The sequence below is a fragment of the Sulfitobacter sp. AS92 genome (assembly GCF_038900015.1).
Taxonomy (GTDB): domain Bacteria; phylum Pseudomonadota; class Alphaproteobacteria; order Rhodobacterales; family Rhodobacteraceae; genus Sulfitobacter.
Map to the genome: position 1 here is coordinate 20,796 of NZ_JBBMQL010000009.1, position 18,529 is coordinate 39,324.

General features: G+C 61.6%; 21 protein-coding genes. 8 read left to right on the forward strand and 13 right to left on the reverse strand.

The window, feature by feature from the left end:
• Position 1 precedes the first annotated feature (1 nt).
• From moaB to WNY61_RS14940, 3 genes are read right to left on the reverse strand one after another with little or no spacing between them, the layout of a single operon-like run.
• Positions 2-544: a molybdenum cofactor biosynthesis protein B gene (gene moaB / locus WNY61_RS14930; RefSeq protein WP_342852214.1), complete on the reverse strand. Its 543-nt coding sequence runs from the start codon at positions 542-544 to the stop codon at positions 2-4.
• On the reverse strand, positions 541-1,155 hold the full coding sequence (locus WNY61_RS14935) for a LysE family translocator (protein ID WP_259984291.1): 615 nt from the start codon (positions 1,153-1,155) through the stop codon (positions 541-543). Before WNY61_RS14935 ends, moaB begins: the two co-directional genes overlap by 4 nt.
• The gene (locus tag WNY61_RS14940) at positions 1,148-1,912 is read right to left on the reverse strand and encodes a uracil-DNA glycosylase (RefSeq protein WP_342852216.1); all 765 of its coding nucleotides are present in this window, start codon (positions 1,910-1,912) and stop codon (positions 1,148-1,150) included. The genes WNY61_RS14935 and WNY61_RS14940 overlap by 8 nt, the downstream gene beginning before the upstream one ends.
• 108 nt (positions 1,913-2,020) lie before the next feature.
• Between WNY61_RS14940 and WNY61_RS14945 the strand changes: the two genes are divergently transcribed.
• The 4 genes from WNY61_RS14945 to plsY all read left to right on the forward strand — a co-directional run bounded on the left by WNY61_RS14945 (position 2,021) and on the right by plsY (position 5,711).
• The gene (locus WNY61_RS14945) at positions 2,021-2,968 is read left to right on the forward strand and encodes an aspartate carbamoyltransferase catalytic subunit (protein WP_342852217.1); all 948 of its coding nucleotides are present in this window, start codon (positions 2,021-2,023) and stop codon (positions 2,966-2,968) included.
• 56 nt (positions 2,969-3,024) lie between these two features.
• Positions 3,025-3,558: a hypothetical protein gene (locus tag WNY61_RS14950; protein WP_342852218.1), complete on the forward strand. Its 534-nt coding sequence runs from the start codon at positions 3,025-3,027 to the stop codon at positions 3,556-3,558.
• Between the two features lie 264 nt (positions 3,559-3,822).
• Complete coding sequence (gene pyrC, locus WNY61_RS14955; protein WP_342852219.1) at positions 3,823-5,103, forward strand: dihydroorotase; 1,281 nt, start codon at positions 3,823-3,825, stop codon at positions 5,101-5,103.
• Positions 5,103-5,711, forward strand: coding sequence for a glycerol-3-phosphate 1-O-acyltransferase PlsY (gene plsY, locus WNY61_RS14960; protein WP_342852220.1), 609 nt, complete (start codon positions 5,103-5,105; stop codon positions 5,709-5,711). Before pyrC ends, plsY begins: the two co-directional genes overlap by 1 nt.
• A 35-nt stretch (positions 5,712-5,746) precedes the next feature.
• Here the strand turns inward: plsY and WNY61_RS14965 are convergent, their stop codons facing one another.
• The 3 genes from WNY61_RS14965 to WNY61_RS14975 all read right to left on the reverse strand — a co-directional run bounded on the left by WNY61_RS14965 (position 5,747) and on the right by WNY61_RS14975 (position 8,480).
• Complete coding sequence (locus WNY61_RS14965) at positions 5,747-7,117, reverse strand: glutamate--cysteine ligase (protein ID WP_342852221.1); 1,371 nt, start codon at positions 7,115-7,117, stop codon at positions 5,747-5,749.
• A 96-nt stretch (positions 7,118-7,213) separates the two neighbouring features.
• Entirely contained in the window at positions 7,214-7,744 is a 531-nt protein-coding gene (locus WNY61_RS14970; RefSeq protein WP_259984285.1) for a hypothetical protein, read from the reverse strand.
• Between the two features lie 16 nt (positions 7,745-7,760).
• Positions 7,761-8,480 carry a 16S rRNA (uracil(1498)-N(3))-methyltransferase gene (locus WNY61_RS14975; protein ID WP_342852222.1) on the reverse strand — a complete coding sequence of 240 codons (720 nt, stop codon included), beginning with the start codon at positions 8,478-8,480 and terminating at the stop codon, positions 7,761-7,763.
• Between the two features lie 12 nt (positions 8,481-8,492).
• Here WNY61_RS14975 and ubiA point away from each other — a divergent pair, with 12 nt between their 5' ends.
• The 4 genes from ubiA to WNY61_RS14995 are packed head-to-tail and all read left to right on the forward strand — an operon-like array spanning position 8,493 to position 12,183.
• A complete protein-coding gene (gene ubiA / locus WNY61_RS14980; RefSeq protein WP_342852223.1) occupies positions 8,493-9,467 on the forward strand; it encodes a 4-hydroxybenzoate octaprenyltransferase in 975 nt (324 codons plus the stop codon).
• Positions 9,468-9,526: 59 nt separating this feature from the next.
• Positions 9,527-11,452 (forward strand): OmpA family protein, encoded by a 1,926-nt coding sequence (locus WNY61_RS14985; protein ID WP_342852224.1) that lies wholly within the window; start codon positions 9,527-9,529, stop codon positions 11,450-11,452.
• Positions 11,439-11,762 carry a hypothetical protein gene (locus WNY61_RS14990; protein WP_007118939.1) on the forward strand — a complete coding sequence of 108 codons (324 nt, stop codon included), beginning with the start codon at positions 11,439-11,441 and terminating at the stop codon, positions 11,760-11,762. Before WNY61_RS14985 ends, WNY61_RS14990 begins: the two co-directional genes overlap by 14 nt.
• A 25-nt stretch (positions 11,763-11,787) precedes the next feature.
• Positions 11,788-12,183 carry a VOC family protein gene (locus tag WNY61_RS14995; protein WP_342852226.1) on the forward strand — a complete coding sequence of 132 codons (396 nt, stop codon included), beginning with the start codon at positions 11,788-11,790 and terminating at the stop codon, positions 12,181-12,183.
• A gap of 9 nt (positions 12,184-12,192) precedes the next feature.
• Here the strand turns inward: WNY61_RS14995 and WNY61_RS15000 are convergent, their stop codons facing one another.
• From WNY61_RS15000 to WNY61_RS15030, 7 genes are all read right to left on the reverse strand, one after another.
• Positions 12,193-12,636: a molybdenum cofactor biosynthesis protein MoaE gene (locus WNY61_RS15000; RefSeq protein ID WP_342852227.1), complete on the reverse strand. Its 444-nt coding sequence runs from the start codon at positions 12,634-12,636 to the stop codon at positions 12,193-12,195.
• 3 nt (positions 12,637-12,639) lie between these two features.
• Complete coding sequence (gene moaD, locus WNY61_RS15005) at positions 12,640-12,885, reverse strand: molybdopterin converting factor subunit 1 (RefSeq protein WP_342852229.1); 246 nt, start codon at positions 12,883-12,885, stop codon at positions 12,640-12,642.
• Positions 12,885-13,550: a CDP-diacylglycerol--glycerol-3-phosphate 3-phosphatidyltransferase gene (pgsA, locus tag WNY61_RS15010; RefSeq protein ID WP_342852230.1), complete on the reverse strand. Its 666-nt coding sequence runs from the start codon at positions 13,548-13,550 to the stop codon at positions 12,885-12,887. The genes moaD and pgsA overlap by 1 nt, the downstream gene beginning before the upstream one ends.
• 78 nt (positions 13,551-13,628) lie before the next feature.
• Positions 13,629-15,497 (reverse strand): excinuclease ABC subunit UvrC, encoded by a 1,869-nt coding sequence (uvrC, locus tag WNY61_RS15015; RefSeq protein ID WP_342852231.1) that lies wholly within the window; start codon positions 15,495-15,497, stop codon positions 13,629-13,631.
• 285 nt (positions 15,498-15,782) lie between these two features.
• Positions 15,783-16,562 (reverse strand): SDR family oxidoreductase, encoded by a 780-nt coding sequence (locus WNY61_RS15020; protein ID WP_342852232.1) that lies wholly within the window; start codon positions 16,560-16,562, stop codon positions 15,783-15,785.
• A 12-nt stretch (positions 16,563-16,574) separates the two neighbouring features.
• A complete protein-coding gene (locus tag WNY61_RS15025) occupies positions 16,575-17,534 on the reverse strand; it encodes a calcium/sodium antiporter (RefSeq protein ID WP_342852233.1) in 960 nt (319 codons plus the stop codon).
• Positions 17,535-17,701: 167 nt separating this feature from the next.
• Positions 17,702-18,499 carry a S49 family peptidase gene (locus WNY61_RS15030; RefSeq protein ID WP_342852234.1) on the reverse strand — a complete coding sequence of 266 codons (798 nt, stop codon included), beginning with the start codon at positions 18,497-18,499 and terminating at the stop codon, positions 17,702-17,704.
• Positions 18,500-18,529 lie beyond the last annotated feature (30 nt).

Sequence of the window (18,529 nt, forward strand, 5' to 3'; positions counted from 1 at the left end):
GCTACTTTCGGCGCTGATGCTCGTCCAACCGGGGCATGATCTCAACGAAATTGCAGGGCATGTGGCGGTAGTCCAGCTGCTTGAGCAGGATGCCATCCCAAGCGTCTTTGCAGGCGCCGGGGCTGCCCGGCAGCGCGAAGAGATACGTCCCCTGCGCGACGCCGCCTGTCGCACGGCTTTGCACGGCGCTAGTGCCGATTTTCTCCATCGAGATCATGGTGAAGACCGTGCCGAAAGCATCGATCTCTTTCTCATAGACATCGCGATGCGCCTCGACCGTTACGTCGCGCCCGGTGAGGCCAGTGCCGCCGGTGCTGATCACCACGTCGATCTCAGGGTTCGCACACCAGTCGCGCAGTTGCGCCGCGATGGCGGGGCGGTCGTCGGTCACGATCTCGCGCGCGGTCAGTACATGGCCCGCAGCTTCAATCCGCGCGACCAAAACGTCGCCCGAGCGATCCTCGGCCAAGCTGCGGCTGTCCGAGACGGTCAGCACGGCGATTCTCACGGGGATGAATTTCCGGCTGTCGTCGATCCTGCTCATGTTCGCTCCATCATTGCCAAACGCGCGGCCAGTGCCACGAAAATGCCGCTGCTGATCCAGCCGAGCACACGCCCGCCTCCGGCCAGTCGTCGCCCGATCCCGGCAGCGAAAACACCCACCGCGCCGTTGATGACGAAGCCGCCCAAGGCCAGCACCGCGCCGAAGGTCAGGAACTGCGCCAAGACCGGCCCGGCGTCGGGCACCACGAATTGCGGCAAGAACGCCAGCACGAAAAGGATCACCTTGGGGTTGGTCAGATTGACGATAAACCCGGTGTTAAACGCGCGCCAGCCGCCCATGCCAGGCGTCGTATCCCGCGGTTTTCCGGCTTGCCGCAGCGTTTGCACCGCAAGCCACAGCAGATAGGCCACGCCGAGCCAGCGGATCAGATCAAGCGCCCAAGGCAGCGCCGCCACCAGCGCCCCAAGACCAAGCCCCGCCAGAGTCACATGCACCAAAGCGCCCGCTGAAATCCCCGCACTCGCCGCCAATGCGGCACGCGGGCCTGACCGCAGCCCCTGTCCAAGGCAGAACATCATATCCGCCCCCGGCGTGAGGTTCAACGCCAAGGCGGCGGGCACGAAGGCTAGAAGGGTCAGCGCATCAACCATCGCGCAGCTTAGCCTGAACGCTGAGCAGATCGGCCCACGCCTCGCGCTTGGCCTCCGGGTTGCGCAGAAGGTAGCCGGGATGCACCATCGGCATGCAGGAAAGATCGGCGGCCTTGGTCCAATTGCCGCGCAGGCGCATGATGCTGCGCTTTTCCAGCAGTGACTGGCAGGACCAATTGCCAAAGAGCACCAGCACCTTGGGCTTGGCCAATTCGATATGACGCTGCACAAAGGGGCGCATCATCGCGATTTCATCTGGCTTCGGGTCGCGCCCCTGCGGAGTGCGCCACGGCAGGATATTCGACAGATAGACATTGCGGTCCCGCCCCATGTCAATCGCGGCCAGCATACGGTCGAGCATCTGGCCTGTGCGTCCCACGAAAGGCTTGCCCGCGCGGTCTTCGTCGCGGTCGGGGGATTCGCCAAAGATCATCAAAGGCGCGCCCGGCACCCCATCGGCGAAGACCAGATTGCGCGCGCCCTTGTGAAGCTCGCAATGTTCGAACCCTTGGACCGCGGCACGCAACTCTTCCAAGGTCTGCGCGCCCCGCGCGGCGCGGCGGGCCAAGGCGACGGGGTCGGGCGTTTCCGACGCCTGCAAAGGCTGGGGGCCCTTGGCAATCTTGGCGCTCGCCTTGGGCGGGCTTGCGGGCACCTCATAGCGGTTGACCGGGGCGTCGCAAATCGCCTCGGTCGCGCCAAGCTCGACCTGCCACGCCAGCAATTCTACCGCCTGATGATAATCGAATGATTCCATGGCCGCAGCTTACGCTCTGCGCGCGCGGGGCGAAATGCCCCATCGCTGCGCTTTACCTGCCAAGCCGCCCGCGCCTATAAGGCGGCAACAGCAGAAGGGATCGCCACCATGTCATTCGCCCATCGCCACCTGCTTGGCATTGAACAGCTCTCGCAGTCCGACATTACCACCCTGCTGGATCTGGCCGACACCTATGCCGACCGCAACCGCCAGCCGAACAAGCATTCGGACGCGCTGCGCGGGCTGACGCAGATCAACATGTTTTTTGAGAACTCCACCCGCACGCAGGCGAGTTTCGAGATCGCGGGCAAGCGCCTTGGTGCAGATGTGATGAACATGGCGATGCAAGCCAGTTCGATCAAAAAGGGCGAAACACTGATCGACACGGCGATGACGCTAAACGCAATGCACCCCGATCTGTTGGTGGTGCGCCATCCGCAGTCAGGCGCGGTGGACCTGCTGGCGCAAAAGGTAAACTGCGCCGTGCTGAACGCAGGTGACGGGCGGCATGAGCATCCCACGCAGGCGCTGCTGGATGCTTTGACGATCCGCCGCGCCAAAGGGCGGCTGCACCGGCTCAGCATCGCGATCTGCGGCGACATCGCGCACAGCCGGGTGGCGCGGTCCAACATCCTGCTGCTCGGCAAGATGGAGAATCGCATTCGCCTTGTCGGCCCGCCCACGTTGATGCCTGCCCAAATCGACCAATTCGGCGTCGAAGTCTTTGACGACATGAAAAAGGGCCTCGAAGGCGTCGACGTGGTGATGATGCTGCGCCTCCAGAAAGAGCGGATGGACGGCGGCTTTATCCCGTCCGAGCGCGAGTATTATCACCGTTATGGGCTGGACGCCGAAAAGCTGGCTCATGCCAGCCCCGATGCCATTGTCATGCACCCCGGCCCGATGAACCGCGGGGTCGAGATTGACGGCACACTGGCCGATGACATCAACCGCAGCGTCATTCAGGATCAGGTCGAAATGGGCGTCGCCGTGCGCATGGCCGCGATGGACCTGCTGGCGCGCAGCCACATCGCCGCCCAACCCGGCGCGGCATAAGCGGAACTCCAAAGGGCCAAGCGGCGTTTTCCTGAGAACAGATAAAGGAAACCGTCATGCCCCATACAGAAGTCGCCCCGCAAGAAGCCGGCAAAGTCCGGGTCTATACCCTCTCGCTCTCAGATGACGAGGCGCGGGCCATGCGTGATGATGAGACCGCGCAGGCGGCAGCCCTTGGGGTCGAACGGATCGACGCGGCCTATACAGAGGTGTTCCGCGTGGCCGATCTCGATCAACTGGGGCTTCCGGGCTATCTGCGCGACGGCAATGGCGTGAACCCCGATCAAATTGAGAAAGACCGCAGCAAGCTCGCCGCGCTGGATGGCTGGGTGTTGATCGTCTACTCCCGCGCTTTCGCCGGGCAATCACTGCACTTGGCCCCGATCCCCGCCCTCACCCATATCGGCACCTATACCGAAGGTGGTCCAGACACCCCCGTGCAAGCGATGGAGGCCGAAGCCGCTCAGCCCTACACCGGCATCCCGCGCGTGTCTCCGCCTCAGCCTGCCAAAGGTGGTGGCGCTAAGACCATGGTCATCATCGGGGTCGCCGCTCTGATCCTGATTATCATCTGGTGGCTGCTGGCCTAACGGCGAATATCGCTGGCGCCCTTGGTGCCAGCGAGGTACATCAACCCTATGCAAGAACCTGAACACGATCCAAAAATGTCTGGCCGTATCGCCATGATCGCCCTGCTGGTCGCCTTTGGCGTGGTTGGGATGATGGTTTGGGTTGGCGGTTAAGGGCTAGCTGCCCGCTGCCCTGCGCGGAAACAGCTTCGTAAATCTGCTTGGTTCGCGGCGCGATTTGGGGCATGACAGCGGCGCATCCGCTCTCGCATCAAAGGCCCGCCCATGACCCAGCTTTTCACCAATCTGCGCCTGCTTGATCCTGAGGCAGGCACGCTTGAGCCTGCGGCGGTTCTGGTCCGCAACGGGGTGATTGCCGAGGTTCTGGAGCGTGGGGCCACTGCGGCGGACGGCGCAAAGGCGATCGATTGCGGTGGTCATATCCTCGCCCCCGGCATCGTCGACATTGGCGTGAAAGTCTGCGAACCGGGCGAGCGGCACAAGGAAAGCTACCGCTCTGCCGGGTTGGCGGCGGCAGCGGGTGGGGTGACCACCATGGTCACGCGCCCCGACACCGATCCGGCCATCGACAGCCCCGAAACACTCGAATTCGTCACCCGCCGCGCCAATGAGGCCGCCCCGGTGAATGTAGTCCCCATGGCCGCCCTCACCAAAGGCCGCGAAGGGCGCGAGATGACCGAGATCGGTTTTCTGATGGACGCCGGAGCCGCTGCCTTCACCGATTGCGACCGCGTGGTGACCGATACCAAGGTCTTCTCTCGCGCGCTGACCTATGCCCGCAGCCTTGGCGCGCTGGTCATCGCGCACCCGCAGGATCCGGGGCTGAGCAAGGGGGCTGCTGTCACCTCCGGCAAATTCGCCTCGCTGCGCGGCCTGCCCGCCGTGTCGCCCATGGCCGAACGGATGGGGCTGGACCGCGACATCGCGCTCATTGAGATGACCGGCGCGCGCTATCACGCGGATCAGATCACAACCGCCCGCGCCCTGCCCGCGCTGGAGCGCGCCAAGCGCAATGGGCTCGACATCACGGCTGGCGTGGGCATCCACCATCTGACGCTGAACGCGCTCGACGTGGCCGACTACCGCACCTTCTTTAAGGTGAAGCCCCCGTTGCGCGACGAGGAAGACCGCATCGCCGTGGTCGAAGCCGTCGCCAGCGGCCTCATCGACATCATCTGTTCTATGCACACCCCGCAGGATGAAGAAAGCAAACGCCTGCCGTTTGAGGAAGCCGCCAGCGGCGCGGTGGGATTGGAAACGCTGCTGCCCGCCGCCCTGCGACTGGTCCATGCCGAGATGATGGACCTGCCGACCCTTTGGCGCGCGCTGTCGCTTAACCCGGCCAAACGCCTCGGCCTGCCCGGCGGGCGGATCGCAGTGGGCGCGCCTGCGGATCTGGTACTGTTTAACCCCGATGCCCCCTTCGTGCTGGACCGCGCGACGCTGCGGTCAAAATCTAGAAACACGCCCTTTGACGGGATGCGGATGCAAGGTAAGGTCGTCGCAACTTATGTTGCAGGCTCCTGCGTTTACGAGGCGAATTGATGCCCCCTATCGATACTTCCATTGAAATGATCCTCTTTTGGGCGCTGGCCGGGTATATCATCGGCTCGATCGCCTTTGGCATGGTGTTGGCCCGAATGATGGGGCTGGGCAACCTGCGCGATATCGGCTCAGGCAATATCGGCGCGACGAATGTGCTGCGGACCGGCAACAAAAAAGCCGCGGCGCTGACACTGCTGCTGGATGGTGCCAAGGGTGCCGTGGCGGTGTTGCTGGCCCGTGTTTTGGCGGGCGAGGATGCGGCGCAGGCGGCCGCACTTGGTGCGATGATCGGTCATTGTTTCCCGATCTGGCTGGCCTTCCGCGGCGGCAAGGGAGTGGCGACTTTTCTGGGCATCATGCTGGCGCTGGCTTGGCCCGTCGGTCTGGCCTGCTGTGCGATCTGGCTGATTACCGCGGCAGTCTCGCGCATCTCTTCCCTGTCCGCGCTGACAGCGGCGGCAAGCTCGACTTTCTTGCTGGTGTTCCTCGGGTATGGCGAAATGCTGCTCTTGGGCATCGCATTGACGCTGCTGATCTTCTGGCGCCACCGCGACAACATTCGCCGCATTCGTACCGGCACTGAATCGCGGATTGGGCAAAAAGGCTGACACCGCCCTGAGGGCGGTATCAGCTTCTTGATCATTCAGTAGGAATATTCGGCGTAGATGCGGCTTAGGTCGCCGTTCCATGGCCCATGGTAGTCTGCCAGAAGATCATCGGCTGGCACACGGCCCGTCTCAATGCTGTCGCGCAGCGCGTTGAGGAAATGCGTTTCATCCGGCACAAGCCCACCCGCGCCACTGCGGGCACGCGCCTTCAAACCGGCCTCTGACAGAGCCACCGCTTCGCGCGCCAGATCATGCATCTTCAGCCCACCGACCTCGGCCTGTAGCCCGTGGGTTGAGGCCGCAATCCGCAGTTCTTCGCGGGTCTCAGCATCCCAGTCCTTGACCAAATCCCACGCGCCGTCCAGCGCGGATTGGTCATACATCAGCCCAACCCAGAACGCCGGAAGGGCGCAAAGGCGCCGCCACGGGCCACCATCGGCACCGCGCATTTCAATGAATTTCTTCACCCGCGCTTCAGGGAAAAGTGTGGTGAGGTGGTCGGCCCAGTCGCTGAGCGTGGGCTTTTCGCCGGGCAGCGCGGGCAATTCGCCTTTGAGAAAATCGCGGAAGGACTGGCCAAGCGCGTCGATATATTTACCGTCGCGGTAGACAAAATACATCGGCACATCGAGCGCATATTGCACCCAAGCCTCGAACCCAAAGCCGTCGTCAAAGACGAAAGGCACCATGCCGGTGCGGGCATCATCCAGATTGCGCCAGACCAGACCGCGGGTAGATTTCACCCCGTTGGGTTTCCCATCAAGGAACGGCGAATTGGCGAAAAGCGCGTTGGCGATGGGCTGCATTGCGACGGCCACGCGCATCTTTTGCACCATGTCGGCCTCACTCGCGAAGTCGAGATTGACCTGAACCGTGCAAGTGCGGCGCATCATGGTGGTGCCCATGGTGCCGACCTTCTGCATATAGCTGTCCATCAGCTTGTAACGGCCCTTGGGCATCAGATCCATTTGTTCATGCGACCATTCGGGGGCCGCGCCCAGACCGATGAAGCCGACGCCGATATCATCGGCCACGTCTTTCACTTCGCGCAGGTGGGTGTTCACCTCGTCGCAGGTCTCATGAATCGTCTCAACCGGCGCGCCCGACAGCTCCAACTGGCCGCCCGGCTCAAGACTGATGTTCGCGCCGTCTTTCTCCAGACCGATCAGCTTGCCGCCCTCTTCGACCGGGGCCCAATTGTGACGGTCGCGGAGCCCTTCGAGCATCACCCGGATCGAGCGGTCGCCCTCATAGGGGAGCGGCTTGAGCGTGTCTTTGCAATAGCCGAATTTCTCGTGCTCGGTGCCAATGCGCCAGTCTTCGCACGGCTTACAGCCGTCGGCAAGATACTCGGCCATTTGGTCGTGATGTTCGATCGGGCCGCCGCCGGATTGAGGAATGGACATATGCGAGGGCTCCGTTTTGAAGGGTCGTCTTGGGTGTCTTCTGAATTGTCGACTTGACGTCGTGTCTTGCAGGGATGGGCGGAATTGCCGGGGCTGTCAATGCAGCAAGACATGCGCCGGGCGCAGGGGTGCGCGCTCCCAGATCACAACGGCGTCATGGCGGGTCTTGCGCAACTCAAAGAGCATCCTCTCGGTGCGCAGCCCCGGCAGGGCGGCAAAAGCGTCAAACAGCGCCTCGGATCCGGCAGCATTCACCGGGATCAACAGGGGCGTCTCATCGTCGCGCGGCTCAAGCCGCCAATGGGCTGGAAACATCTGCCGGTCGAGGCTCAGCCGTTGCAGTTCGCGCAGAGAAACCGTGCCCCCGGTCAGCGGGCCGAAATAGGTAATCTGCCCCTCGACGACCTGAACGGCCCCCGCCCCGTCACCTTCACCGCGAAAGCGGGCACGTTGCACGCCAAGCCAGATCAGCGCCGCGCCCCCAGCAAGCGCCGCATAGCCCGGCACCGCGAGTAAAAACCCCGGCCCGGCCACCAGCCAGAGGCCCAAGAGCATCAGCACGCTGCCGACAATCGCTTCGCGCCAACGCCAAAGCTGGTCGCGGGCCCCTTGGCGCAGAAAACTCATTGGGCCATCCTCTGCATCACCAGTCTCCCAAAGCCTGCTGCCACATGGTCATCGCAGCCACCGCCGCCGTATCGGCACGCAGGATGCGCGGGCCTAGCGTGACGGCATGGGCGTGATCGAATGAGTGGAGCCGTTTGCGTTCGCTCTCGGAAAAGCCGCCTTCGGGGCCAATCAGGATGGCCCAAGGCCCCTGCGCGCCTACGGGCAGCGCGCCGCTCTCTCCGACCAGAGCCTCATCGCAGAACATGATCTGCCGGGTGCTGTCCCACTGATCCAGCAACCGCCCCAGCTTCTCGGCTTCGGCGACCTCGGGCACATAGGTGCCGCCGCATTGCTCTGCCGCCTCGACCGCATGGGCCTGAAGGCGGGTTTGTTGCACGCGGCCTGCGTTGGTAAACTCTGTCATCACCGGGACAATGCGCGACGCGCCCATCTCGGCGGCTTTTTCGACAATAAAGTCGGTGCGTGTCTTTTTTATCGGGGCAAAGAGCAGCCATAGGTCTGGCGGCATCTGCAACGGACGGGTCTGCTCCACACAGGTCAGCGCCCCACCGCGCTTGCCCGCCTCGGTCACCTCGGCCAGCCATTCGCCATCGCGCCCGTTGAACAGCAGCACCCCGGCCCCAAGCGCCTGCCGCATCACCCCAAAGAGGTAATGCGCCTGCTCGCGCACCAAAGGAACCGTTTGCCCCTGCCCCAAGGGCTGATCTACATACAATCTGATTTTCGCATTCATGGGGCCAGATATATGCATAACCAGCCGCCTTCGCCAGATGCTACGCCCGATGCGCCTGTTGCCGATGCTGTGACCGACAATTGGGTCGACCGCCACGCCCCCCGCGCCCTGCGCCCCTATCTGCGGCTCAGCCGCGCGGATCGCCCCATCGGGACATGGCTTTTGCTGCTCCCCTGCTGGTGGGGGCTGAGCCTTGCGATCTTGTTCGATCAGTCGCCGCGGTGGGAGGATCTGTGGATCTTTACGGGCTGCGCCATCGGCGCGTTCCTGATGCGCGGCGCGGGCTGTACGTGGAATGACATCACCGACCGACACATCGACGGCAAGGTCGCCCGCACCCGCTCGCGGCCCATCCCCTCGGGGGCGGTCACGGTGAAACAGGCGTTGGCGTGGATGGTGCTGCAAATGCTGGTGGCGCTGGTGATCCTGCTGACGTTTAACCAAGCGGCCATCGCCATGGGTGTGCTGGCCCTACTGCCGGTGGCGGTCTACCCCTTTGCGAAACGCTTCACGTGGTGGCCGCAAGTGTTTCTGGGGCTGGCGTTTAACTGGGGCGCGATGCTGGCGTGGACCGCGCATGCGGGTACGTTGCACGCTCCGGCCATCGTTCTCTACCTCGCGGGCATCGCTTGGACGCTGTTCTATGATACGATCTATGCCCATCAGGATGCCGAAGATGACGCGCTGATCGGGGTGAAATCCACCGCGCGGCTCTTTGGTGAGAATTCGGGCCAATGGCTGCGGCGATTCTTGATGGCGACCGTGGGGCTGATGGGGATTGCAGTGATCTATGCCGGGCTGCCGCGGGCTTCGGTGCTAGCGCTTGCCATCGCCCTTGGCGGGCCTTGGGCCATGGGCTGGCATATGGCATGGCAGCTGCGCGGGCTGGATACTAACGACAATTCCAAGCTCTTGCAGCTCTTTCGCGCCAACCGCGATACCGGCATGATCCCGCTGTTGTTTTTCGCAGCAAGTCTTCTGGCCTGATTGCACCCACGGCAGGACGCGCGTATCAAGTCTTGAGCTTAACAACCAGAAGTCCGCCCATGCGCCTGTCCGCCATTTTCATGATCGCCCTGACCTTTGCAGCCGCAGGGGTGGTCTCTTTGGTGGCGGCAAGCTTCTCGGTGCAATTGATTGAGGATACCTCCGAGATTGGCGTGCGTGACGCGCTGGACGATCAGGGCATGACCTGGGCCGAAGTGCAGGCCGATGGTTTGCAGGTCACCCTCGCCGGGATCGCGCCGACCGAAGCGGTCCGCTTCCGCGCCCTGTCGACCGCAGGCACCGTGGTCGACGCCGCCCGCGTGATCGACGAGATGGAGGTCGAGGCCCAATCCGGTATTGCCCCGCCGCGATTCTCTGCCGAGGTACTGCGCAATGATGCAGGCATTTCGATCATTGGCCTGATTCCCACAAGCACCGACCGCGACGCAGTGATCGAGGCTTTCGGCGACATGGCGGGCGATGCCACGGTGACCGATCTGCTTGAGTCTGCTGATTATCCGTCCCCCGAAGGCTGGGAAGACGCGCTGAACTTTGCCGTGCGAGCCATGGCCGACCTGCCCCGCGCCAAGGCATCGGTCAACGCGGGCCGCGTGACAATCACCGCCATCGCCGACAGCGCTGCCGCCAAAGCGCAGATGGAGCGCAAGTTGCAACGCGCAGCCCCGCCCAGCCTGCGCCTGAGGCTCGACATCGCCGCACCGCGCCCGGTGATTACGCCCTTCACCCTCCGGTTTGAGATCGACGCCGAAGGCGCGCGATTTGATGCCTGCTCTGCCGACACAGAGGCGGCCGCCGCGCGCATCTTGAAGGCAGGCATCGCCGCGGGCGCCTCTGAAAACGCCAACTGCACTGTCGGTCTTGGTGTGCCGAGCCCGAACTGGGGTCGCGCCGTGGCGCTGGCGATCGAAGCGCTGAGCCGTGTGGGCCAGGGCTCGATCTCTTTCGCGGACGCCGACATTACCCTGCTCGCCGCGCCCGGCACCGATTCCGATAGCTTTGACCGCGTCGTCGGCGAGTTAGAAAACGCGCTGCCCGATGTCTTTGCCCTGACAGCGAAACTGCCCAAGGTCGAAGACCCCAACGCAGGCCCCCCTGAATTTACCGCCACCCTCTCCCCCGAGGGGCAGGTGCAACTGCGCGGGCGGCTCACTACCGAAGGGCTTCGCGATCTGGCCGACAGCTATGCGAAATCACATTTTGGTTCGAGCAACGTCTATACCGCCGCCCGCCTAGACGAGACCCTCCCCGCCAATTGGGCGACACGTGTGCTGACCGGGCTGGAGGCGATGGCCTCGCTTGCCAACGGCTCTGTCACGGTCACCCCGGATCGGCTTGAAGTGATCGGCAATACCGGCAAGAAAGAGGCGAACACCACGGTTGCTTCGCTTTTGGCTGACAAACTGGGCGAAAGCGCCGATTACAGTATCGATATTACCTACCAAGAAAAGCTCGACCCGATTGCCGGCCTGCCCACGCCCGAAGAATGCGAAGCCGAGATTGGCGAGATCCTTACCATTGGCAAGATCACCTTTGAGCCCGGCAATGCCACGATCGACGCCTCGGCGCTTGGCACGATGGACGATATCGCTGAAGTTCTGAAACGCTGCGGTGACATCCCGTTGGAAATCCAAGGTTATACCGATAGCCAAGGCCGCGAAACGATGAACCTATCGCTGTCGCAAAGTCGCGCGGAATCGGTTCTGAACGAATTGCGCGCCCGGCGGGTGCTGACGTCTTCCTTCCTCGCCAAAGGCTATGGGGAGGAAAACCCCATTGCTGACAACCAGACCGAAGAGGGTCGCGAGGCAAACCGCCGCATCGAATTCCGCCTGATCCAAGCGCAAACGGACGCGCCCGAAGACGAAACAACGCTGGAAACTGCCGAAGAAACGGGCGATACCACTGCAGAAGAGATCGGGGAACCCGACGAAACCGAAGAAGGCAGCGGTGATGAGCAGAACTGAGTTTGTCCTGGCAACAGCCATCATTCTTTTCGTGGCATTCTGCATGGGATGGTTCGCAAATTGGCTGCTGAACCGCTTTACCCGCGTGGCCGCCGACGATGTGGCACAGCTTGACCGGATGAGCCAAGAACTCCACGAAGCCGAAGAAACCCGCGATCAGGCGATCACCTATCTGCAGCAGCGCGAAGCCGAACTGACCAACCAGCTCGCCCAGACCGAGGCAGAGCTGCGCGCCGCAATGGACGGCCTGCGCGATGCCCGTCACGAGGCCGAAGAGATGCGCGCTTACATCGAGCGTCAGAAGGCCTGACCCCCAAGCCCTTCCGGAGACTTCCATGGCCAAACTCGCCCATTCTATGATCCGCGTCCTTGATGAGGCGGCATCGGTCAAATTCTACCAAGACGTATTCGGCCTAAAGATCGCCGACCGCTTGGATTTTGAGAAATTCACCTTGGTCTATCTGCGCGACGCCACGGGTGAGTTTGAGTTTGAATTGACCGTCAACAAAGACCGCGAAACGCCATATGACCTTGGCGACGGTTATGGCCACATCGCCTTTGTCGTAGACGACCTTGAAGCCGCACGTGAAACCGCGATCAAGGCCGGTGCTGCCCCGCGTGACATCGTTGATTTCCGCCCTGCCGGAGAGACTGTCGCGAAGTTCTTCTTTGTGGCGGACCCCGATGGCTATCAGATTGAAGTCATCGAAAAAGGCGGGCGTTTTACCTGAGACGCGGCGCTACCAGCGCTTTAGCGCGGCCTCATCTTCGTCTTTTGCAGCGACCCAAGCTTCACCCTCAGCCGTGATCTCGCGCTTCCAGAATGGCGCGCGGGATTTAAGATAATCCATAAGAAACTCCGCCGCCTCAAAAGCGCTGCGGCGATGCCGCGCGGCGCTGGCGACCATCATGATCTGCTCACCCGGCACCAGCCGTCCGTAGCGGTGGATCACCAGCGCATCTTGCAGATCAAACCGCGCCATCGCCTGCTCTGCGATCTCGCGCAGCGCCTTTTCGGTCATGCCGGGGTAATGTTCGATCTCCATCGCGCTCAGCGTGCCTGCATCGTTGTCGCGCACGACACCCGTGAAGGTCACAATCGCACCGCTGCCCCCCTCGCCCTTCGCGAAACGTGCAGTTTCCTCGGCCAGATCAAAGGGCGCTTCCTGAACCAAAACGCGCATGGGTCAGCCCCCGGTCATCGGTGGGAAAAAGGCCACTTCGCGCGCGCCTTGGAGCGACGCGTCGAAATCGGTCAACTCCTGATCCACGGCCACACGCAGTGCGGAGAGGTCTGAGAACGCCATCTCGTAACGCTCCTCTCGCCCCCGCAATTCTTCGACCAGTTCGGCCACGGTCGTGGCTTGGCTTTCCACCCGCTCACGCGGCAGGCCGATCCGTTCGCGAACCCATGCAAAATAGAGGACATCCATTAGATCGGCTCCTTCAGATGTGGCAGCGCCTTGCGCAGGTAGTCAAAGCCGGTGATGGCGGTCAGCACCGCCGCGATCCACAGCAGAACCAACCCCAGCAGCCCAGCCCATTCCATCCCGGCGAGTTTCCAACCCAGCCCCAGAGTATCTTCGACCTCGCCATTAAGGATCGCTTCGATCATCTGCTGGTCCATGCCGAAAACGCTCATCCCAAGGTAATGCTCGAACACCCCTTGGGAAAACAGCACGGCAATCGCGATCATCTGTAGCGTGGTCTTCCATTTGGCCAATTGCGTCACTTTCAGCGTGCCCGCAACGTCGCCTAGATATTCCCTAAGCCCTGAGACAAAAACCTCTCGGAATAGGATCAATGTGGCGGGCAGTACCAGCCAAGGCGACCAGCTTGAGAAGGCAACGATGACCATCAATGCGATCACCACCATCGCTTTGTCCGCAATCGGGTCGAGCATTGCACCCAGTTTGGTCTCTTGCCCCCAAGCGCGGGCAAGATAGCCGTCAAACCAATCTGTGATTGCCGCGCTTACGAACAGCAGCAAGGCGAACCAGTCGGCATAGGGCCGCGTAAAATAGAGAAACATGACCGCCACACCGGGGGCCGCGACCAGCCGGAGCAGGGTCAAGATATTAGGCAAATTCCATTTCATACCGTCACCCTATCGCGCGGCGTTGGCGGCTGAAAGGACGAAACCGCGCCAGCGGTTTGCCCTTCGGCGGGCACGTACCTAACCCTTCTCATGAAAATAGCCATAGATCGTTTCTGCCAGCGCATCCGACACCCCCTCGACGGCCTTGAGGTCGCTGAGGTTCGCGCGGCCCACCGCCTTGGCCGAACCGAAATGCGCCAAAAGCGCGCGTTTGCGTGCAGCGCCCACGCCCGGCACGTCATCAAGCGGCGTGGCGCTGACCCCCTTGGCGCGTTTCGCACGGTGGGTGCCGATGGCGAAACGGTGCGCCTCGTCACGCAGACGCTGCACGAAGTACAGTACCGGATCATTGTGCCGCAGTGCCATGACGCGCTTGCCGACGCGGTGGAACTCTTCCTTGCCCGCGTCACGATCAATGCCTTTGGCGACGCCGATCATGGGAATGTTTTGCACCCCATGCTGCGCCATGATGGAGGCCACCGCACTCACCTGTCCCGCGCCCCCGTCTATCAGTAGCAGATCGGGCCAAAGGCCCCGGCTGCGGTCCGGATCTTCTTTGATGAGCCGTTTAAAGCGCCGATGCAGCACCTCTTTCATCATGCCGAAGTCGTCACCGGGGGTCAGGTCATCGCCGCGGATGTTAAACTTGCGGTATTGGTTTTTCATCATGCCTTCGGGGCCGGCCACGATCATCGCGCCCACAGCATTGGTGCCTTGGATGTGCGAGTTGTCGTAAACTTCGATCCGTTCAGGCGACTTAGGGAGATCAAAAGCCTCAACCAGCCCTTGAAGCAGCTTGGTCTGGGTCGCTGTTTCGGCCATCTTGCGGGCGAGGCTTTCGCGGGCATTGCGCAGCGCGCCGTCTACCAGCTCGGCCTTTTCGCCCCGCTGCGGCACCAGCAGCTCGACCTTACGACCGATCTTACCGCTGAGCGCCTCGGCCATCAGATCGGGGTTTTCGATCTCGTTGCTCAGGATCAACTGGCGCGGCGGCTCGCGGGTGTCGTAGAACTGGCCGATGAAGGCCTCCAACACCTCGGCGGCATCCACATCGGCCCCAACGCGGGGGTAGTAGTCGCGATTGCCCCAGTTCTGATTGGCACGGATGAAGAAGACCTGCACACAGGCCTGTCCGCCCTCCATATGCAGCGCGATGATGTCGGCCTCATTCACCCCCTGCGGATTGATGCCCTGCGCCGTTTGCACCTGCGTCAGTGCCTTGATCCGGTCGCGCAGGGCGGCGGCGCGTTCGAACTCCATCGCTTCAGACGCTTCGGCCATGTCCCGTGCAAGCCGACCCTGAATTTCGGTCGACTTCCCGCTGAGAAACCGCTCCGCATCACGCACCGTCTGCCGATAGTCCTCAGCTGATATCTTACCCACACAGGGCGCTGAGCAGCGTTTGATCTGGTGCTGCAAGCAAGGTCGCGTGCGGCTGTCGAACATCGAATTGGAACAATCCCGCAATAGGAAGACCCGCTGCAATTGATTCAATGTCCGGTTCACCGCGCCAGCGCTGGCGAAGGGGCCATAGTAGCTGCCCTTCTCTTTCTTCGCGCCACGGTGTTTCTTGATCTGCGGATAGTCGTGATCGGCGGTAACAAGGATGTTGGGAAAGCTCTTGTCGTCGCGCAGCAGCACGTTGAACTTGGGCTTAAGCTGTTTGATCAGATTCTGCTCAAGCAGCAGCGCCTCGGTTTCCGTTTTGGTGGTCAGAAACATCATCGAAGCGGTGTTGGCGATCATTCGTGAGATGCGGCCAGAATGCCCCGTGGGCCGCGCATAAGACGACACCCGCGCGCGCAGGTTCCGGGCCTTGCCGACATAGAGCACGCGGCTTTCCGCATCGAGCATCCGGTAGACGCCCGGCGACGAATCGAGCGACTTCAAATAGGCCTGAATCACCTTACGGCCTTGTGGCGGTGGGCTGTCGTTGGGCGTGGTCATATTAGGCGCTGATTCTCGTGGTTCGCTGCAATAGGAGGGCAATGGTAGCAAGCGTTAACATGTCCACCGAAGATGTGGATAAGTCTGACGATAACTTCTGGGCATCTCGGATTTTTCTTTGTTTTTAACATGGTTCGCCGATTTGCCTAATTTTTAGGCGCGCCAATAATCTGTTGATTTCGCTTATTCTTTTGTTTCTCTTGAAACAAGCCCCTGAAAACAAAGAGGTTTCGGTAACACTTTCGTTACACAGATTAAGAACGTGCAAAACTTCCCGCATGACGTTCACCTTTGGGGGCTTTTGGGGCTTGTATCCCACTGCAAATGCTCTCCTCCGTCGGTGCAGATTAACTGCCCTGTCACCCCCGGCGAATCGATGAAATAGCCGAGAGCCGCTGTGATATCCTCAGGATTTGCGCCGCGGGCTAAAACCGTATTGCGGCGCTGCGCTGCAAAGTCTTCAGCGCTCTGAGCACTGCCTTTAAGCGTCGGGCCGGGGCCGATACCATTAACTCTAATTGCCGGTCCCAATGCCTGTGCGGTGGTCCGGGTCATGGCCCAAAGCCCCATCTTGGCGATCGTATAGGTCGTGAACTCTGGCGTGAGGTTGCGCACCCGCTGGTCGAGCATATTGACGATCAGTCCGGCGGCACGCGGTTCTCCATTGGCGTCCGCCTCAGGTACCAGCCCCTGCCCCGCCATCGCCTGGGTCAGCACGAAAGGGGCGCGCAGGTTGCTGCCCATATGCCGGTCCCAGCTTTCGCGGCTGGCGCTGGTGATGTCGTCATGTTCAAAGATTGAGGCGTTGTTCACAAGGCAGGTGATCGGCCCGTCAAGCGCCTCTGCCGCGCGGGGCAAAAGCGCTTCGGTCGCGGCATCATCCAAGAGGTCTGCCTGTAGGGCGACTGCGTGACAGCCCATGCCGGCAATCTCGGCGGCGGTCGCCTCGGCCTCATCTTGCGAGGTGGCGTAATGCACCGCCACGTCAAAACCCCGCTGCCCGAGATAGAGCGCCATGGCGCGGCCCAGACGTTGCCCGGCTCCGGTCACCAATGCCCGCCGCATCTGCCGCCCTCCTCAGATCAGGATGATAAACATATAGAGCCCGTAAAGCGCGGTTAGCGCCACGCCCCAAAGTCGAGTAATATCCCGACCCAGATAGACAAAGGGGATCAGCAGCAGCGACGCGCCCAGCATCACCCACAGGTCCATCCGCAAGAAGGCTTCGTCAACAGTAATGGGCCCAACAAGGCTCGCGATGCCGATGATTGCCAGCAGGTTAAACATGTTGGAGCCGATGACGTTACCAAGTGCCACATCCGCCTGACGGCGCAGCGCGGCCATCACAGTGGTCGCGAGTTCAGGCAAAGATGTGCCCACGGCCACCAATGTCAGGCCAATCACCGTGTCACTGACACCATAAGCCTGCGCGATGATCGTGGCGTTATCTACTAGAAGGCTCGCGCCCAAGGGCAGGCCAATCAGCCCTAGGATCAGGAAAAGCGCGATTTGCCATCCCGCCATATTGGGGTCAGCACCCTCGGGCTCCTCCTCATCCTCTGCCGCACCGCTCCGGCAGGCATGACGATGATCCTTGGCGTCGCCAAAGGCATCATAAAGCATATAGGCCAGACCAGCGAGCAGGATGAGGCCCGCGATCCAGTCAAACACGCCGCGGAAGGCCAGAGCGATGAACAGAACCGAGGCGGCGATCATCTGGTTATAGGTCTTGCGCGTGCTGCATTCAGAGGTGTGCATCGTCGCTAGTAGCGCGGGAATACCCAATACCATCAGGATGTTAGCCGTGTTCGACCCGACGACATTCCCAAGCGCCAGCCCCGGCGAATTGTCCAAGATCGCCTTGATAGAAATCAGCAATTCAGGCGCAGAAGTGCCAAAGGCCACGATCGTCAGACTGACGATCAGCGCGGGCACCCCAAGGCGCAGCGACAGGTTCACCGCCCCTTTTACCAAAGCGTCCCCCGCGAACAGCAGGATTACGAGGCCAAGCCCCGACAGTAGCCACGGCATCAGCATCAACGCCCTCCCTTACAGGCGCATTCGCCCTTGCCAATACGGTAACGTCCGCAGTCACGGCATTTGGTCCGGGTCAGGCGTTTGCCTCCCAGCCAATGCATTTTTCCAAACCAAGCCAAAAGGCCCATGGCCACCAGAAAGAGCAGAACGACCTTAAAAACCATGCGCTAGAGACCAAACCGCGCATAGGCCGCGCGTTCCTCTATGCCCTGCACCGCGTCTTGCACCATCTGTACGCCAAAGCGCGAGAACAGCCCGCGTTTCACGCCGTAGCGGCGCAGTTTGACCTTCTCGCCAAAGCGCTCTTTCAACAGCGGTTTCAGATGACCAATTCCGTCGATTAACCCCAGTTCGGCGGCGCGTTTCGCCAGCCAAATTTCCCCGGTGAAGAGGTCTTGCCCCTCGGGCAGCTTGCCCGCGCGGCGGCTCTTCACATGGTCGATAAAATTCTCGTGGATGTCTTCCAACAACGTTTTCAGCCGGGCGACATCCTCGGGGTTTTCAGGGCGGAACGGGTCGAGCATGGATTTGCTCTGCCCTGCCGTATAGACGCGCCGCTCAACCCCGTGTTCGCGGATGAACTCATGCACCCCGAAGGAGGCCGAGATCACCCCGATCGAGCCCACGACCGAGCTTGGGTCCGCATAAATTTCATCCGCCGCAGCCGCCAGCCAGTAGCCGCCCGAGGCGGCGACATCTTCGACAAAAGCGATGACGGGGATATTCTTTTCTTCAGACAGCCGCCGAATACGCGCGCCGATCAACGACGATTGCACCGGGCTGCCACCGGGAGAGTTAATCTCCAGCGCGACAGCGGCAGGCTTGCCCTTGGCAAAGGCCTTTTCGATGACCGGGCCCATGGAGGCGTCGTTCAACACCGCGCGGCCCTGCGATCCGATCATGCCGGAAAGCCGGATCACGGAAACGCTGGGCGGGGAATTAAGGAAGGGGAGCCGAATTCTCATTCCTCCCATGTAGAACGCCCACCCGGTGCA

Excerpts from the sequence above, each read along its gene's own strand:
- moaB (WP_342852214.1), bottom strand. The coding sequence starts at position 544 with ATGAGCAGGATCGACGACAGCCGGAAATTCATCCCCGTGAGAATCGCC.
- WNY61_RS14935 (WP_259984291.1), bottom strand. The coding sequence starts at position 1,155 with ATGGTTGATGCGCTGACCCTTCTAGCCTTCGTGCCCGCCGCCTTGGCG.
- WNY61_RS14940 (WP_342852216.1), bottom strand. The coding sequence starts at position 1,912 with ATGGAATCATTCGATTATCATCAGGCGGTAGAATTGCTGGCGTGGCAG.
- WNY61_RS14945 (WP_342852217.1), top strand. The coding sequence starts at position 2,021 with ATGTCATTCGCCCATCGCCACCTGCTTGGCATTGAACAGCTCTCGCAG.
- WNY61_RS14950 (WP_342852218.1), top strand. The coding sequence starts at position 3,025 with ATGCCCCATACAGAAGTCGCCCCGCAAGAAGCCGGCAAAGTCCGGGTC.
- pyrC (WP_342852219.1), top strand. The coding sequence starts at position 3,823 with ATGACCCAGCTTTTCACCAATCTGCGCCTGCTTGATCCTGAGGCAGGC.
- plsY (WP_342852220.1), top strand. The coding sequence starts at position 5,103 with ATGCCCCCTATCGATACTTCCATTGAAATGATCCTCTTTTGGGCGCTG.
- WNY61_RS14965 (WP_342852221.1), bottom strand. The coding sequence starts at position 7,117 with ATGTCCATTCCTCAATCCGGCGGCGGCCCGATCGAACATCACGACCAA.
- WNY61_RS14970 (WP_259984285.1), bottom strand. The coding sequence starts at position 7,744 with ATGAGTTTTCTGCGCCAAGGGGCCCGCGACCAGCTTTGGCGTTGGCGC.
- WNY61_RS14975 (WP_342852222.1), bottom strand. The coding sequence starts at position 8,480 with ATGAATGCGAAAATCAGATTGTATGTAGATCAGCCCTTGGGGCAGGGG.
- ubiA (WP_342852223.1), top strand. The coding sequence starts at position 8,493 with ATGCATAACCAGCCGCCTTCGCCAGATGCTACGCCCGATGCGCCTGTT.
- WNY61_RS14985 (WP_342852224.1), top strand. The coding sequence starts at position 9,527 with ATGCGCCTGTCCGCCATTTTCATGATCGCCCTGACCTTTGCAGCCGCA.
- WNY61_RS14990 (WP_007118939.1), top strand. The coding sequence starts at position 11,439 with ATGAGCAGAACTGAGTTTGTCCTGGCAACAGCCATCATTCTTTTCGTG.
- WNY61_RS14995 (WP_342852226.1), top strand. The coding sequence starts at position 11,788 with ATGGCCAAACTCGCCCATTCTATGATCCGCGTCCTTGATGAGGCGGCA.
- WNY61_RS15000 (WP_342852227.1), bottom strand. The coding sequence starts at position 12,636 with ATGCGCGTTTTGGTTCAGGAAGCGCCCTTTGATCTGGCCGAGGAAACT.
- moaD (WP_342852229.1), bottom strand. The coding sequence starts at position 12,885 with ATGGATGTCCTCTATTTTGCATGGGTTCGCGAACGGATCGGCCTGCCG.
- pgsA (WP_342852230.1), bottom strand. The coding sequence starts at position 13,550 with ATGAAATGGAATTTGCCTAATATCTTGACCCTGCTCCGGCTGGTCGCG.
- uvrC (WP_342852231.1), bottom strand. The coding sequence starts at position 15,497 with ATGACCACGCCCAACGACAGCCCACCGCCACAAGGCCGTAAGGTGATT.
- WNY61_RS15020 (WP_342852232.1), bottom strand. The coding sequence starts at position 16,562 with ATGCGGCGGGCATTGGTGACCGGAGCCGGGCAACGTCTGGGCCGCGCC.
- WNY61_RS15025 (WP_342852233.1), bottom strand. The coding sequence starts at position 17,534 with ATGCTGATGCCGTGGCTACTGTCGGGGCTTGGCCTCGTAATCCTGCTG.
- WNY61_RS15030 (WP_342852234.1), bottom strand. The coding sequence starts at position 18,499 with ATGAGAATTCGGCTCCCCTTCCTTAATTCCCCGCCCAGCGTTTCCGTG.